16 protein-coding genes and 1 pseudogene are annotated in these 13666 nt (G+C 62.1%); 9 read left to right on the top strand and 8 right to left on the bottom strand.

Annotation, left to right across the window (positions count from 1 at the left end; genetic code table 11):
* Positions 1 to 613 (top strand): annotated as a pseudogene (locus HMPREF3145_RS11985) (transposase); the annotation flags it as partial.
* A 646-nt stretch (positions 614 to 1259) separates the two neighbouring features.
* Here HMPREF3145_RS11985 and HMPREF3145_RS02760 read toward each other — a convergent pair.
* Positions 1260 to 2117, bottom strand: coding sequence for a class I SAM-dependent methyltransferase (locus HMPREF3145_RS02760; RefSeq protein ID WP_070421735.1), 858 nt, complete (start codon positions 2115 to 2117; stop codon positions 1260 to 1262).
* Positions 2118 to 2372: 255 nt separating this feature from the next.
* Between HMPREF3145_RS02760 and HMPREF3145_RS11785 the strand changes: the two genes are divergently transcribed.
* The gene (locus HMPREF3145_RS11785) at positions 2373 to 2528 is read left to right on the top strand and encodes a hypothetical protein (RefSeq protein WP_167594490.1); all 156 of its coding nucleotides are present in this window, start codon (positions 2373 to 2375) and stop codon (positions 2526 to 2528) included.
* 4 nt (positions 2529 to 2532) lie between these two features.
* Here HMPREF3145_RS11785 and HMPREF3145_RS02755 read toward each other — a convergent pair whose 3' ends face one another.
* Positions 2533 to 2940 carry an arsenate-mycothiol transferase ArsC gene (locus HMPREF3145_RS02755; protein ID WP_070421734.1) on the bottom strand — a complete coding sequence of 136 codons (408 nt, stop codon included), beginning with the start codon at positions 2938 to 2940 and terminating at the stop codon, positions 2533 to 2535.
* 9 nt (positions 2941 to 2949) lie between these two features.
* Positions 2950 to 4029, bottom strand: a complete 1080-nt coding sequence (arsB, locus tag HMPREF3145_RS02750) for an ACR3 family arsenite efflux transporter (RefSeq protein WP_070421733.1) — start codon at positions 4027 to 4029, stop codon at positions 2950 to 2952.
* An 82-nt stretch (positions 4030 to 4111) separates the two neighbouring features.
* On the opposite strand from arsB, the gene HMPREF3145_RS02745 reads away from it, so the two are divergent.
* The gene (locus tag HMPREF3145_RS02745) at positions 4112 to 4459 is read left to right on the top strand and encodes an ArsR/SmtB family transcription factor (RefSeq protein ID WP_070421732.1); all 348 of its coding nucleotides are present in this window, start codon (positions 4112 to 4114) and stop codon (positions 4457 to 4459) included.
* Between the two features lie 28 nt (positions 4460 to 4487).
* Here HMPREF3145_RS02745 and HMPREF3145_RS02740 read toward each other — a convergent pair whose 3' ends face one another.
* Genes HMPREF3145_RS02740 through HMPREF3145_RS02725 form a run of 4 tightly spaced genes read right to left on the bottom strand, consistent with a single transcriptional unit; the run spans position 4488 to position 7950 of the window.
* Entirely contained in the window at positions 4488 to 4979 is a 492-nt protein-coding gene (locus tag HMPREF3145_RS02740; RefSeq protein ID WP_246815277.1) for a carboxymuconolactone decarboxylase family protein, read from the bottom strand.
* Positions 4980 to 5011: 32 nt separating this feature from the next.
* Positions 5012 to 5704, bottom strand: coding sequence for a potassium channel family protein (locus HMPREF3145_RS02735; RefSeq protein WP_070421731.1), 693 nt, complete (start codon positions 5702 to 5704; stop codon positions 5012 to 5014).
* Positions 5697 to 7073, bottom strand: coding sequence for a TrkH family potassium uptake protein (locus HMPREF3145_RS02730; RefSeq protein ID WP_070421730.1), 1377 nt, complete (start codon positions 7071 to 7073; stop codon positions 5697 to 5699). The genes HMPREF3145_RS02735 and HMPREF3145_RS02730 overlap by 8 nt, the downstream gene beginning before the upstream one ends.
* Before the next feature lie 37 nt (positions 7074 to 7110).
* Positions 7111 to 7950: a glycosyltransferase gene (locus HMPREF3145_RS02725; protein WP_070421729.1), complete on the bottom strand. Its 840-nt coding sequence runs from the start codon at positions 7948 to 7950 to the stop codon at positions 7111 to 7113.
* Between the two features lie 39 nt (positions 7951 to 7989).
* On the opposite strand from HMPREF3145_RS02725, the gene HMPREF3145_RS02720 reads away from it, so the two are divergent.
* The 5 genes from HMPREF3145_RS02720 to HMPREF3145_RS02700 all read left to right on the top strand — a co-directional run bounded on the left by HMPREF3145_RS02720 (position 7990) and on the right by HMPREF3145_RS02700 (position 12777).
* Positions 7990 to 8985 carry a 1,4-dihydroxy-2-naphthoate polyprenyltransferase gene (locus HMPREF3145_RS02720; RefSeq protein WP_083279356.1) on the top strand — a complete coding sequence of 332 codons (996 nt, stop codon included), beginning with the start codon at positions 7990 to 7992 and terminating at the stop codon, positions 8983 to 8985.
* Positions 8986 to 8994: 9 nt separating this feature from the next.
* A complete protein-coding gene (locus HMPREF3145_RS02715) occupies positions 8995 to 9897 on the top strand; it encodes an AEC family transporter (RefSeq protein WP_070421727.1) in 903 nt (300 codons plus the stop codon).
* A 73-nt stretch (positions 9898 to 9970) separates the two neighbouring features.
* Positions 9971 to 10960, top strand: coding sequence for a substrate-binding domain-containing protein (locus tag HMPREF3145_RS02710; RefSeq protein ID WP_070421726.1), 990 nt, complete (start codon positions 9971 to 9973; stop codon positions 10958 to 10960).
* Positions 10957 to 12018, top strand: a complete 1062-nt coding sequence (locus HMPREF3145_RS02705; RefSeq protein WP_070421725.1) for an ABC transporter permease — start codon at positions 10957 to 10959, stop codon at positions 12016 to 12018. The genes HMPREF3145_RS02710 and HMPREF3145_RS02705 overlap by 4 nt, the downstream gene beginning before the upstream one ends.
* Positions 12019 to 12777: an ATP-binding cassette domain-containing protein gene (locus HMPREF3145_RS02700; RefSeq protein WP_070421724.1), complete on the top strand. Its 759-nt coding sequence runs from the start codon at positions 12019 to 12021 to the stop codon at positions 12775 to 12777. It abuts the gene before it with no gap.
* 72 nt (positions 12778 to 12849) lie between these two features.
* On the opposite strand, the gene HMPREF3145_RS02695 is transcribed toward HMPREF3145_RS02700, so the two are convergent.
* Entirely contained in the window at positions 12850 to 13161 is a 312-nt protein-coding gene (locus HMPREF3145_RS02695) for a DUF4229 domain-containing protein (RefSeq protein WP_070421723.1), read from the bottom strand.
* 39 nt (positions 13162 to 13200) lie between these two features.
* On the opposite strand from HMPREF3145_RS02695, the gene HMPREF3145_RS02690 reads away from it, so the two are divergent.
* On the top strand, positions 13201 to 13467 hold the full coding sequence (locus HMPREF3145_RS02690; RefSeq protein ID WP_070421775.1) for a hypothetical protein: 267 nt from the start codon (positions 13201 to 13203) through the stop codon (positions 13465 to 13467).
* Positions 13468 to 13666 lie beyond the last annotated feature (199 nt).

The raw sequence follows: 13666 nt of genomic DNA, 5'->3' as shown, positions 1-13666 counted from the left end.
AACGCATCGTGGAAAGGCTTCTTCCAAGACTTAAAAGCCCGCGGACTTCGCGGTGTCTTCCTTATCACCAGTGACGCTCATGAGGGCATCCAGCACGCGATATCTGAAGTGCTACCCGATGCGTCGTGGCAGCGCTGTCGCACCCACTTCGCGAAAAACCTCTACGAAAAAGTCCCCAAAATGCAGTGGCCGATGGTCTTAAGCGATGTTCCAGACAATCTTCCAACAACCCGACGCCCAATCCACCTGGCGACAAGCCCGCGAAGTCGTCGACCTGTTAGAACCAAAGTTCCCCCAGGTTGCGGCCTATCTAGAAGAGTCCCTCGATGACGTGTTGGCGTTTACCGCAGCACCGAAACCAGTCTGGAAGAAAGTCTGGTCCAACAACCCCACCGAACGGTTAAACCGGGAAATCCGCCGGCGCACCGACGTTGTGGGCATCTTCCCGAACCGCGAATCCATCATCCGGCTTGTCGGCGCGGTGCTTGCCGAGCAGCACGACGATTGGATCCAACAAAAACGCTACATGTCACTATCCACACTCGAACACACCAAACACCTCATGCACCAAACTGGAGGTGAACATGACGACCACCACCAGCTAACCGCATAATCCAAACCCCGAACTTCATACCGAGCCGAAAGCACAAACGGCTACACCACTACACGGGACTTGACCCGTATATCCCCGCTGAGTCTCAAGTTCTTCCCCTCTACGAAGTGCAACTTTCCGCTTGTGCGTCAGCGCCTCAAAGAAATCGTTAGTCCACCTGTATTGCTCAGTTTTCGCTAAGTTGATTTGCTCCTGCCGCAGCGGGTGGTACAAGACTTTGGACGAAGGAGGACAGTCGTAGTAGAAAATTCGGTACAGGCTACTTCTCGATTTCGAGATGTGCCTACGCGCGTATTTTGCAACTTCCTCCGCTCGATCCTCCGCATTCTTCTCGCCGAACAATCGTCTAGCACGTCGGCGATAGAATCCCCCATCAATCAGCACTGCAGTCACTATCGGACGCTGGGTAAATACCAGCTGATCTCTAGAAGAGTCATTTCTTGAGTGCTTTGTCATGAGCTGAGCATAACGAAAAACTGCAGTCATCGGCTCTCTCCTGATTCATGGAGGGTCAACGGCTGCAGTGTGGATACGAGAATATCGCAGATGGTTGTTAGATACAACCCTTCGGCGCCCCCTCTACTATCGCTTTCCGGACCTTTGGGCTTAGCACACCCACCGAAAGTTCGTCGATAGGCAAAGGTCCCTAGGGCTTTGTTGCGGTGATGGCGAATTGGAGTGGTAGGCGCTCGGGATTATCGCGGAGGATGAAACCGCGGGAGTCCTCGACCATCAGCTCCGGCCACGGGCACCACGCGGAGTACGGAGTTTCCTCAAGAGCGGTGACGGTCAGCCCCGCGTCGATGAGCGCAGTAACAATTTCGCCGAGAGAGTGGTTCCACTGATGGTTGCGTGGGCTAGCAAGTTTCGGCGCTCCTGGAGTGGTGACGTAGCTTTTCTCGTCCTCCCAGGTGAGCGGATCAGGCATTTCAAAATACGGCTGCTCAATGCGCAGACCTTGGGAAACGTCCTCTCCGATTGTCATGAACATGGGGTGGTCGTCGCGGATGAAAAACACGCCGCCGGGAGCGAGCAGCTTTGCGACGACCTCCGCCCATCGACGCACCTGCGGAAGCCAGCACAGCACACCTGCGGAGGTGTAGACGAGATCGAATTCGCCGTCGACCGCTTCTCGAGCGTCATAGACGTTGCTCTGGATAAACTCCACGTCCGCGTCGGCTTGGGCGGCGAATTCGCGGGCGTATTTGAGTGACTCCGCAGAGAGATCCACGCCGATGACTCGGAAGGCTCCGCGGCGGGCAAATCCGATGGTGTCGGTGCCCACGTGGCATTGCAGGTGACACACGGACTTCCCGGTGAGGTCGCCGAAGCGGTCAATGTCCACCGCGAGGACATCGCTAATAGCTGCCTTGTCCGCGATCAACTCATCTTTACCGCCGTAGTTGCCGAACATGTGGGCGTGGGCCCGTGAATCCCAGTTGGCTTGGTTATCCGCGAACCAGGAAGCGGTCTCGGACCGCGGTGAGTTAGTCTCCGCGTGCATCGTTACTCCCTCCTACGTCTCATTCCGTTGCCTGAGTTACGCAACTTTAGTTATATTGAAATCAATCGAGACCCCCTCCGAGCTTCCCGTAAGATCAGCGTCATATGAGAGGGGGGCTTTTACCTCGCGGTTACGGCGGCTTCACCCTCATACCGGAACGGCATCGCACGTCCTAAACATTCTTGAGCTTGCGGCTTCGCCCCCGCTTTCCACTCACAAAGCACAACCATGTAATTCGTGCCACAATGCGGCGGTGTGAGGATCGAGAAGCAACGCTCCCGAAAACCGTCTAGTAATCCGAAGTACGCAACCTCCCCCTCCACCACCCACTACCGCGGCACGTCGCCGGCGCGCATGCAGGCGACGAGGTTGCGCAACAAGCAGCGAATCCCGATGATCCCGGCGTACTAGGGCGCTACAGGAGTTCGTCGATAAGCGAGCGCACGCGATTGTCAATGTCGTCGCGCACAAGACGCATGCGCTGCATGCCCTCGATGCCGCGGTGCGAGGGTTCGTCGATACGCCAGCGCTCCAGCGTGCCGCGGGCGTCGTCGGGCATGTCTACCTGCGCGTCTTCGCCGAGCACCACGACGCGATCAACGCTGCGCAGCAGTTCGGGATCGATGGGTTTGGGCGTGCCGTGCGACATGTCGGCGCCGGCCTCCGCGATCGCCTCGACGGATTCCTGATTCAGCGACGTACCAGGTTTGGTGCCAGCGGAGTGGATGCCGAGCTGGCTACCCGCGTGCTTCTCTGCGAGCGCCGCCGCCATCTGGGACTTGCCGCCGTTGCCGACGCACACAAACAGGACTGAGGGCTTCATAACGCCTCCTTAGGACAACTTGGGCAAGGTGGGATCGCCCGGGAACAGTTTCGGGCCGATCCCGCGCATGAGGTAGACGAGGCCGACGAGGATGGGGATCTCGATAAGCGGTCCAATCGTGCCCGCCAACGCCTGGGCGGACGTGGCGCCGAACGTGCCGATCGCAACGGCGATGGCCAACTCGAAGTTGTTGCCCGCCGCGGTAAAGGACACGGACGCGGACTGGGCGTAGCCCATCCCGGATGCCTTGGACACCACGAGTGCGATAGCGAACATGCCGACGAAGTAGCACAACAGCGGGATCGCCACCCGTGCCACCGTCCACGGCTGGGAGAGGATCTGGTCGCCTTGCAACGAGAAGAGCAGGACGATTGTGTACAGCAGACCAATCAGCGCGAGTGGGGAGATCCGCGGCAGGAAGGTGTTTTCGTACCAGTCGCGGCCCTTGGTGCGCTCACCGATGATGCGAGACAGCAGCCCCGCCAACAGCGGTATGCCCAAAAAGACCAGCACGGAGGACACGATTGCCCAGAAGGAGAACTCCACCGAGGTGGTCTCCAAACCCAGCCAGCTGGGCAGGATTTGCAGGTAGAACCAGCCGAGTACCCCGAACATGAGAACCTGGAACACCGAGTTGATGGCCACGAGCACTGCGGTGGCTTCACGGTCGGCGCATGACAGGTCCGACCACACCAGCACCATGGCGATGCAGCGAGCGAGACCAACGATGATGAGGCCGGTGCGCAGCTCCGGCTCATCCGGCAGGAAGATCCAGGCGAGTGCGAACATGAACGCGGGGCCGACGATCCAGTTCAAGATGATTGAGACGGTCATTAACCGTTTGTCGGTGGCAATCTCGCGGGTCTTGTCGTAGCGCACCTTGGCCAAGGGCGGGTACATCATCACCAACAGGCCGAGCGCGATCGGAAGCGAGATGCTTCCGACTTCGAGACTCTCAAGTGCGCCCGAAAGTCCCGGCACTGCCCGTCCAAGAGCGAGGCCCGCCGCCATGGCGAGCATGATCCACACTGGTAGGAAGCGGTCAAGAAACGACATACGCTCTACTGGCTGAGAGGTTGTGTCTTCCATCTGGAATCCTTATCTATTGACAGCATTCAAAACGAACACTAAGCCTCATATTTATCACCGTCAATATGACGAGGTAGGAAGCATGAAGGATTACGTCGCCACTACAGAAAACACTGACCTCGACTGCTGCTCACTGGGCTCCGGCTTGCTCTCCGAAGACGACGCGACGCGCTACTCAGCCCTATTCAAAGTTTTAGCGGACCCCGGACGGCTACAACTTCTCTCCAGAATCGCCGAAGAGGGCTGCGAGCCGATGAGCGTGGGCGAACTCACGCAACGCTCCGGGCTAAGCCAACCGACAGTTTCCCACCACCTCAAAATGCTTACCGAGGCCGGCCTCCTAGAAAAGAGCCGCCAGGGCAGGACGGTCATACACCGGCTGCGCCCGGAGCTGTTCCAGGAACTTCGCACCGTGCTGCAGATGGACTGAGACTAACGGCGCAGGGCTTCAATGCTTGTCATTCATTACCGAGGTCAAACGCGTCGACTCGTGAAAGGCTTCGTGGATCCATCCGGGTGGTGATGGCGATGCGGTTCCACGCGTTGATTGCGACAATCGCCATCAATACGTTTCGTGCTTCCTTTTCGCCGAGCTGCTCCTCGACGCGTTCCCAGAGTTCATCCGGAACGGAGCTCTCGCCGTTGATTCTCGTCACTGCATCGGTCAGTTCGAGAACGGCTCGTTCTTTTTCGGTGAACTGCTCGCGATTGTCGGTCCAGTTCTCCGCCTGCGAGACGCGCTCCTTGGACCAGCCATCTTTCCTTGCGTCCCGTCGGTGCATTGCCAGGCAGTAAACACATTGGTTCAACGCAGATGCACGAAGTTGGACGAGGTGTGACGCGTCCTTTTCAACCCGTGCGCGCACATAGGTTTCCAGGCCTAGCATCGGAGCGTAAGCAACTTTGGGGATCGGCTTGCGGGGTGTGTGCGACATGCCACGACGGTACATGACACCCCTACACCGCAGCAGAAACAGACCACCTACAGCTGTGAGAACCGCTCCAGGTCGTCGGGCGCACCGGCAAGCACGACCAGGTCGGAAGCGGTCAGTTCCATGCCTGGTGCGAATGGGTGCCACTGGCCTGAGCCGTTGCGCACTGACACCACTTGCACGCGGTGTTTGTCCCAGAGACGCGAGGCGTCGCAGGGGCCGTCGAGTAGCGGGCGTGGCGGGACCATCTTGATCACGCCGTAATTCTCGGCAAGTTCGGCGAAGTCCTGGAAGCGTCCGCCGAGCAGGTGGGCGACGCGGCGGCCGGTGTCGTGCTCTGGGCGGACGACGTGGGCGACGCCGAGGCGTTGCAGGATGCGGGCGTGGGATTCGGAGTCGGCTTTGGCCCAGATGTCAGGTACGCCGAGATCGACAAGGTTCGAGGCGGTGAGGATAGATGCCTCGAGCGCGGAGCCGATGCCGATGACGGCACGTTCCACTTCTTGGACACCGAGTTGGCGCAGGGCTTCGAGGTCGGTGGTGTCGGCCACGATGGCGTCGGTAAGCAATGGCGCATGATCGCGCACGAGTCGCTCATCAACGTCGATGCCGAGGACCTCTACGCCGTGGCGGGTCAGTTCGTGGGCAAGCGCGCCACCGAAGCGGCCGAGGCCGATGACCACAACCGGTGGGATGTCGATGCGTTGTTTGCTCCGCAACAGGGAGCCGGGGAAGCTAGCCAATGAAAGGCCTTTCTACTGGGTAGTCGTACCTGCGCACGACGTTACGGGCGGCAAGCGCCGCCACGAGAGTGAACGGGCCAATGCGCCCGAGGTACATCAAAAGACACAGCACGAGTTGGGAGGGCACGCTTAGCGACGAGGTAATGCCCGTGGATAGGCCTGTCGTGGCAAAGGCTGACATGACCTCGAAGCTGATTTGGTCCGCGGTGAACTGGGGGTCGAACACCCGGAGCGCGGCCACGCCGAGGGTGACCGCAGTAACGCCTGCGGCGGCGACCGTCATGGCCTGGCGGACCACCGACTTTGGGACGGTGCGTTTGCCCACGGTGGTCTGGTCACGCCCGCCAAACTCAGCTGCCATGGCGGCAATCAGCACGATCGCGGTGGTGATCTTGATGCCACCCGCGGTACCTGCGGAGCCGCCGCCGATAAACATGTAGATGTCGGTGACCATGAGCGTGATCGGGTGGGCGTCGGCGTAGTCGATGGAATTGAACCCGGCGGTACGCGGGGTGACGCCGCTGAAGAACGCGTTGAGGAGCTTCGTGCCCGTGGACATGTCTGCAAGGAATCCTCGCCACTCCAGCACGGCGATGAGCGCCATGGCGGAGAGCACCAGAAACGTTGTGCCAGCAAGGGTAATGCGGGTGGTTACTGAAAGTCTCCGGGCGCTGACTGGTGTGCCGCGCAGCAGGCCGCGGAAGCGCTCCCGGCTGCGGCCAACCAACTCGGAAAGCACCGGGTAGCCGAGCCCGCCGATCATCAGCGCGCCTGCCAGCGGCAGGAGGATCCAGCCGTCCGAGTTGTACGAGATCAGGCTGTCCGAGCGCAGCCCAAACCCGGCGTTGTTAAACGCGGAAATTGCGTGGAAGATCCCCTCGCCCGCCGCGCTGAGGACCGGCATGTCGTATTCGACCATGAAGCGGAAGAACAGGATCACTGCAACAAACAGTTCGAAGGCGAAGGTGAGCAATAGCGTAGCGACGAGCGTGGCACGCACCCCGCCTTCCAAAATCGGACGCCCTTCAGCAGCCGTAGAGTAGCGCGACCGCAACTTCACTCGGCCAGTCAGCAGCATGCCGGTCAGCGAGGCAATACTCATGATGCCCAGGCCGCCGACCTGGATCAGCGTGATAACGATGACGCGGCCCGCGATACTCCAGTGGCTGCCGGTATCCACCGTGACCAGGCCCGTCAGCGATGTGGCGGACGTGGCGGTAAACAAGGCATCCATGAACGGCGTTGCTGTGCCGTCGGCTGAGGCGAACGGCATGCACAACAACGCAGTGCCGAACGCGATCAGTACGAGAAAACCCAGCGCAGTCAGCTGCGCCGGACGGAACCACCGTGGGGTGGATGGTGTGCTCACGCGTAAAAGCGTAGTCCTCCACCGCCGTGTACACCCACTACACAGCAGCGAGGAGCAGGTTCACGTCCTTCTCGGTGTAGGTTGCGGCGATTTGGGTGTCGTTGCCGCCGGCGAGGTTGTCGCGGGACAGGCGCACGCGTTGGGAGCCGGGCACGAGCGGGAACGAGGCGGGGCGGTCCGCCACCTGGCGGACGGGGAATCCGGCGCGAAGCGCACAGTGGTTGAGCCAGACGTCGTCGGCGCGCGGGGAGACGTCGAGAAACGCTGTGCCGCGGGAGGCGACGAACTCCACCATGTTCGGTGGGTACAGCACGCCGTCCACGCCGGTGGCGAAGTTCAGGTGAGATGGCTCGGTGGTGCGGACGGGGCGCCACTTTTTGTAGGGGGCGATGGTGTCGCAATCAAGCGTGATGCGGTGGGCGCGAAACGCGGTGACGTTCGACGGGTCGGCTGCGTTGGTGAGGGTGGTGGCGAAGTTGCGGGGGTAGAGGACGTCGTCGTCAACCGTGATCACGCTATGGCCGGGCAGTTCCTGGAAGGTACCGAAGTACTTCGTGTGGGGTCCGAGGCCGCCGGGGGACTTATGGACGTGCAGGCCACGGTCCACGAGCCCGCGCAAGGTGGCGGGCCACGGTGCATGAAAGTCCACCGGGTCGAGCCACAAATGCACCGGCAGGCGTTTCGTGCCCACAAGAAGCGAGGCGATCGCGGACGCCGCCGACTTCACCCTCGAGCCGTGTGTGGTCAGGGAGATGACGGTATCCCCGCTGGTAGGGAAGGCAATATCGGCGTGTTGCGCGGCGTGGTTCAGGATTGGCAGCCGCACAAACGCGCTCGTCGCCACGAGCCCCTGGCGCACGGCATAGTCAATCCACATGGCGAACTACCCTAGCCCACCGCAGCGCAAGGGTGCATGATGGAGTGCATGACTGATTCCGCCACATTGCACCACTGGTGGGAGGCCGCACGCCCCCACACCTGGCCGAACGCCTTCGCCCCCGTCATCGCCGGCACCGGCGCCGCAGCCCTCTACGGGCTGGCGGACCTGGAGTACGCAATCCTGGCATTCATCGTCGCCTGGGCGCTGATCATCGGCGTGAACTTTGCCAACGATTACTCCGACGGCATCCGCGGCACGGACGAGGATCGCACCGGCCCGACGCGCCTCACCGCGGCCGGGCTTGCGGAGCCGGAGCATGTGAAGCTCGCCGCGTTTGCGTCGTTCGCGGTGGCTGCCGTGTTTGGCATCATCCTCTCCATCGCCTCGGGCGCGTGGTGGCTCATCCTGGTTGGCGCGCTGTGCATCGCCGCGGCCTGGTTCTACACCGGCGGCAAAAGCCCGTACGGATACTCCGGATTCGGTGAAGTGTCCGTGTTTATCTTCTTCGGACTGGTCGCCGTGATTGGTACGGCGTTTACGCAGACCGGGTTCGTGTCATGGGAGGCCCTCCTGTGCGCCGTCGCGGTGGGTGCGATCTCCGCGTCGGTGAACCTGGCCAACAACATCCGCGACATCCCCACCGATGCCGAGGCCGGAAAGCGCACGCTTGCAGTGCGGCTTGGCGACGACAACTCGCGCCGCCTCTTCACCTTCCTCACCCTCGTCCCGTTCGGGGTGTCGATCGTGCTGGCCATCTCTGCAAAGCCTGCGCTTGCGGCGTTTATTGCCCTGCCATTTGCGGTAGCGGCAATTATGAAGGTGCGCAGCGGCGCTGAAGGCAAGGACCTCATCCCGGTGCTGGGCATGAACGGCAAGGCGATGCTGATCTGGTCGGTGGTGACAGCCCTGGCCATGGCGTCGGTGGGCTCAGCGATTTTCGGCGGCGCGGGCGAGCCCGTGCCGTACACCTCCGACATGCCGAACGAGAGCGATTTCGGGTGGAGTGAGTACGTCCCGAAGGAGACGTTCTAAGGTAACGGCATGCTTGACGTCCTTACCGGTTTTGCCATCATCTTCACTGTCATCGCAGCGGGGTGGTGGCTTGCTCACAAAGGCGTCATTGGACCGGGCGAGCAACGTCTACAGCTCAACCGCATCGCGTTCTACGTGGCCACCCCGGCGCTGATCTTCTCCTCAGTGGCGGTCTCGGACACGGACGCGTTTTTCTCCCCGGTCATTTTGGTCATCGCGATTGCCACGGTGGCCACGATGATCATCTACTGGATCATCAGCGCCGTGTGGTTCAAGCAGGACACGGCGGAGACGATGGCGGGTGCGGCGTCGTCGAGTTACTACAACTCGGTCAACATCGGCCTGCCCATTGCCACGTATGTGCTGGGCGATCCGACGTACGTCATCCCGGCGCTGGTGCTGCAGATGGCGGTGCTCTCCCCCATCGTTATCGCGGGTCTGGACCGCGGCGCGTCGGGTGTGTTCAAGTCGGTCCTTGCAGGTCTGACCGCCCCGGTTGTCGTTGCAGCCTTCGCGGGCTTCGCCGTGTCCGCCTCCTCGTGGACCGTGCCCGAGCCGGTGCTGGCCCCCCTGGAGATCCTCGGCGGCGCCTCCATCCCGCTGATCCTCATGAGTTTCGGTGCGTCGCTCACCGGCGAGAAGGTGCTTCAGAGCCACCGCTTACCGACGATCACCGCCACCGTCCTCAAACTCATCGGCATGCCGGCGGTGGCGTGGGTCGTCGCAACGCAACTGGGCCTGACCGGCAGCGACATGTACGCCGCCCTGATCCTGTGCGCACTGCCGACCGCGCAGAACGTGTATAACTACGCGGCCACGTACCGCTCCGGCGAAGTAATTTGCCGCGACACCGTCTTCCTCACCACATTCCTGGCACTACCTGCAATGTTGATCATCGCCGGAGTGTTCTGAGCCGGCCCGCGGCGCTGCCTGTGACGCTGCCCATGACCTTGACAAATAGGGTGCTTTGGATCACACTCTTGTAATGCTCAAGGCACGGAAAACACTCGTTGCCGCAGCGCTGATGGCTGCGACGATGCTCGCCGGGTGCTCGTCGACAGGCGGCGCCCCGCGAGCAGAAAACACCGAAGGCACTGCCGGTGGCGTAGACACGCCGCGCTACGTCGTCGCCATGGTCACCCACGGCGCACCGGGCGACACCTACTGGGACCTCGTGCGCAAGGGCGCCGAAGACGCAGCCAAGAAAGACAACATCGAGCTGCGCTACTCCTCCGACCCGCAGGCCCCCAACCAGGCGAACCTGGTGCGCTCTGCCGTGGACGCCGGGGTGGACGGCATCGCCGTCACCCTGCCGAACGCCGAGGCCATCGGCCCAGCAGCCCGCAACGCAGTCGACCACGGCATCCCCGTCGTCGGCCTCAACGCCGGCATGAGCAAGTACCAGGACTACGGGATGACCGGCTTCTTCGGCCAAGACGAAACGGTTGCCGGCAACGCCGCCGGCGAGCGCCTCAAGGAAGAAGGCAAGAAGAAGGTCCTGTGCATCATCCACGAGCAGGGCAACTCCTCGCAGGAAGCGCGTTGCGACGGCGTCCGGAACGGCCTCGGCGGCGACGTAGAACTGCTCTACGTCAACGGCCAAGACCTCACCGCCGTGCAGTCCACGATCACCTCGAAGCTGTCGCAGGACAAGAGCTTCGACACAGTATTCGCCCTCCAGGCGCCGGTGGCCATGCGTGCGACGGAGTCTGTGAAGCAGTCCGGCTCCGAGGCGCAGGTTGCCACCTTTGACACCAACGCCGAGCTTGTCGACGCCATCGCCGACGGCCGCGTCGCCTTCGCCGTCGACCAGCAGCCGTACCTGCAGGGCTACCTCGCCGTGGATTCACTGTGGATCGCGAAACGCAACGGCGGCACCCTCGGTGGAGGACGGCCGGTGTACACCGGGCCGTCGTTCGTCGATAAGTCGAACGTGGACAAGGTCGCTGAGGCTGCGAAGGCAGGTATGCGATGAGCACTGCCGTCACAGCCGACGAGTCGCGCGAGGAATCGACCTCCGGCGACGACCGACTACGCACCCACACCGGCCTAGCCAAACTCATCCGGCGGCCGGAGTTCGCGTCCCTGCTCGGCTTCATCGCCATCTTCGCGTTCTTCCTGTCAGTCGCGCCCGCATTCCGTTCCTTTGAAGCGTTTGCAACCACGTTGTACGCGTCGTCGACACTGGGCATCGTGGCACTCGCCGTCGGACTGCTCATGATCGGCGGGGAATTCGACCTGTCCTCAGGCGTCGCCGTCACCACCGCCGCGCTCGCCGCGACGATGCTGAACTACAACCTGCACCTCAACTCGTGGGTCGGCGCCTTCATGGCGCTCGGCATCTCCTTGGCCATCGGCGCGCTCAACGGCTACCTGGTCACCCGCACCGGCATTGAGAGTTTCTTGATCACCCTCGCGGCCTTCCTCATGCTGCAGGGCCTCAACCTTGCCTTGACCAAGTTCATCACCGGGCAAGTGGCCACGCCGACCATTGCCGACATGGAGGGCTTCCCGTCCGCCCGCAAAGTCTTCGCCGGCACCCTTACCATCGGCGATGTCACCCTCAACGTGACCGTGCTGTGGTGGATCCTGTTCGTCGCCATCGCATCGTTCGTGCTGTTTCGCACCAAGTTCGGCAACTGGATCACCGCAGTCGGCGGCGACCAGGACGCAGCCCGCGCCGTCGGCGTGCCGGTTCGCCGCGTGAAGATCCTACTATTCATGGGTGTCGGCTTCGCCGCCTGGTTCGTCGGCATGCACACTCTGTTCGCCTTCGACTCCATCCAGGCCGGCCAAGGCGTGGGCAACGAATTCCTTTACATCATCGCCGCCGTCATCGGGGGCTGCGCCATGACCGGCGGCCGCGGCACCGCAGTGGGCACCGCCATCGGCGCGCTGATCTTCGGCCTGACCAACCAGGGCATCGTCTACGCCGGCTGGAACCCCGACTGGTTCAAGTTCTTCCTCGGCGCAACGCTGCTCTTCGCCGTGTTCACCAACACGTCCTTCGCCAAATACACCAAGGGGCACTAAGTGGCTGTCATCGAACTGAAAAACATCACCAAGTCCTACGGCAGCTTCGACGCCCTGCGCGGCGTGAACCTGACCGTCCGCGAAGGCGAAGTCACCTGTGTCCTCGGCGACAACGGCGCCGGCAAGTCCACGCTGATCAAGATCCTCGCCGGGCTCCACCAGCCCACATCGGGCGAATTGCTTATCGACGACACCCCCACCACCTTCACCTCCCCCCGCGACTCCATCGACACCGGCATCGCCACCGTGCACCAAACGCTCGCGATCGTCGACGAGTTAAGCGTGTGGCGCAACTTCTTCCTCGGCCAGGAACTCACCGGCCGCTTCGGCGCACTCCGCGACACCGAAATGAAACAAATCTGCGCCGAACAACTCCGCGAAATGGGCATCGACATCCCCGACGTCGACGTGGATGCCGGCAACCTCTCCGGCGGCCAACGCCAAGTCGTCGCCATCGCACGTGCCGTCTACTTCGGCGCCCGCGTGCTTATTCTCGACGAGCCCACCGCCGCCCTCGGCGTCAAACAATCCGGCGTGGTCCTGCGCTTCGTGGCAGCCGCCCGCGACCGCGGCATCGCCGTCGTCTTAGTCACCCACAACCCCCACCACGCCTACCTGGTCGGCGACCACTTCACCATCCTGAAACTCGGCCGCCAGGAACTCGACGAACCCCGAGAGAACGTCACGCTCGACGAGCTCACCCACCAAATGGCCGGCGGCGGCGAACTCGAGGCGCTCAGCCACGAACTCGGCCGCTAGCGACGGCTATCGGCGCCCTGGCTGCTCGCGCCGGCTAGCCCCCGCCGCCGGCACCGGCTGTCGGCGCCCTATCTAGCGGTCCGCGAGCTCGCTCTGGATCCACTCCTTGCGAGCATCGCGCTGACGCTTCAGCTCCGCCACCGCCGCGTTCGCCTCCAACCGCTGGCGCTTAAACACCAGCATGGACAGCGGGAACGCCACGATAAGGGCAAGGAGGGCGGACATGATGACGGGCACGGGGGCGTCGATAAGCACTGCAAAGAGCTGAATCACAACTGTCAGCGCAATGAACAACACCAGCCGCAACACGCCATACACCGCGACCGCCCTATTCGCGCGCGACTTAGCCTGCGGATCTACCTGCGGAGAAGTTTCCTCATTCACATGGCTAACCCTAACCGGCGGGCAAGTATGTTTAAAACCATGGGAAGATTGCTACTCCTTGCATTGATCATCCTGGCCGTCATCCTCATGTGGAAAGCGTTCGGCCCCGGCTCCGCGCAGCGCTACGGCAGCCAGCGCGGCCTCCAGGAACCCCAAAAGCCGGTCATTAAAGGTCCTGACGATGACGAAGAGTTCCTCTGGAACATCGAGAAGAACCGGTTCAAGGAGCGCCGCGCCCGCGAAGAAGCCGAACGCAAACGCCGCGAGGACGAGGAACGCCGCCGGCGCCGCGGTGAACTGGACTAGGGGCGGGTTTGCAAATAGTTCCCCGCCCGGGAACTTTCTTGGGTTTGGGAGGAGAAATATTTCACTTCCCCCAGGTCGGTTTTTGAGATCGCGCAAATAGTTCCCGGGTTCCGGCGCGGGCGTGGAACTATTTGTCCCTCCCTGACAGATTTTGCGAAATCTGTCAGGTCCGATTTCTGACCAGGCGCAATGCGGTGCG

Origin of the sequence: Corynebacterium sp. HMSC05C01, from assembly GCF_001807155.1 — a bacterium.
In the GTDB taxonomy this organism is placed as follows: Bacteria; Actinomycetota; Actinomycetes; order Mycobacteriales; family Mycobacteriaceae; genus Corynebacterium; species Corynebacterium coyleae.
This window is presented reverse-complemented; position numbering and strand designations above follow the sequence as displayed.

What these genes read in the sequence shown, in the direction of transcription:
- HMPREF3145_RS02760 (WP_070421735.1), bottom strand. Translation starts at nt 2,117, where the DNA reads ATGCACGCGGAGACTAACTCACCGCGGTCCGAGACCGCTTCCTGGTTC.
- HMPREF3145_RS02755 (WP_070421734.1), bottom strand. Translation starts at nt 2,940, where the DNA reads ATGAAGCCCTCAGTCCTGTTTGTGTGCGTCGGCAACGGCGGCAAGTCC.
- arsB (WP_070421733.1), bottom strand. Translation starts at nt 4,029, where the DNA reads ATGGAAGACACAACCTCTCAGCCAGTAGAGCGTATGTCGTTTCTTGAC.
- HMPREF3145_RS02745 (WP_070421732.1), top strand. Translation starts at nt 4,112, where the DNA reads ATGAAGGATTACGTCGCCACTACAGAAAACACTGACCTCGACTGCTGC.
- HMPREF3145_RS02740 (WP_246815277.1), bottom strand. Translation starts at nt 4,979, where the DNA reads ATGTACCGTCGTGGCATGTCGCACACACCCCGCAAGCCGATCCCCAAA.
- HMPREF3145_RS02725 (WP_070421729.1), bottom strand. Translation starts at nt 7,950, where the DNA reads ATGTGGATTGACTATGCCGTGCGCCAGGGGCTCGTGGCGACGAGCGCG.
- HMPREF3145_RS02720 (WP_083279356.1), top strand. Translation starts at nt 7,990, where the DNA reads ATGGAGTGCATGACTGATTCCGCCACATTGCACCACTGGTGGGAGGCC.
- HMPREF3145_RS02715 (WP_070421727.1), top strand. Translation starts at nt 8,995, where the DNA reads ATGCTTGACGTCCTTACCGGTTTTGCCATCATCTTCACTGTCATCGCA.
- HMPREF3145_RS02710 (WP_070421726.1), top strand. Translation starts at nt 9,971, where the DNA reads ATGCTCAAGGCACGGAAAACACTCGTTGCCGCAGCGCTGATGGCTGCG.
- HMPREF3145_RS02705 (WP_070421725.1), top strand. Translation starts at nt 10,957, where the DNA reads ATGAGCACTGCCGTCACAGCCGACGAGTCGCGCGAGGAATCGACCTCC.
- HMPREF3145_RS02690 (WP_070421775.1), top strand. Translation starts at nt 13,201, where the DNA reads ATGGGAAGATTGCTACTCCTTGCATTGATCATCCTGGCCGTCATCCTC.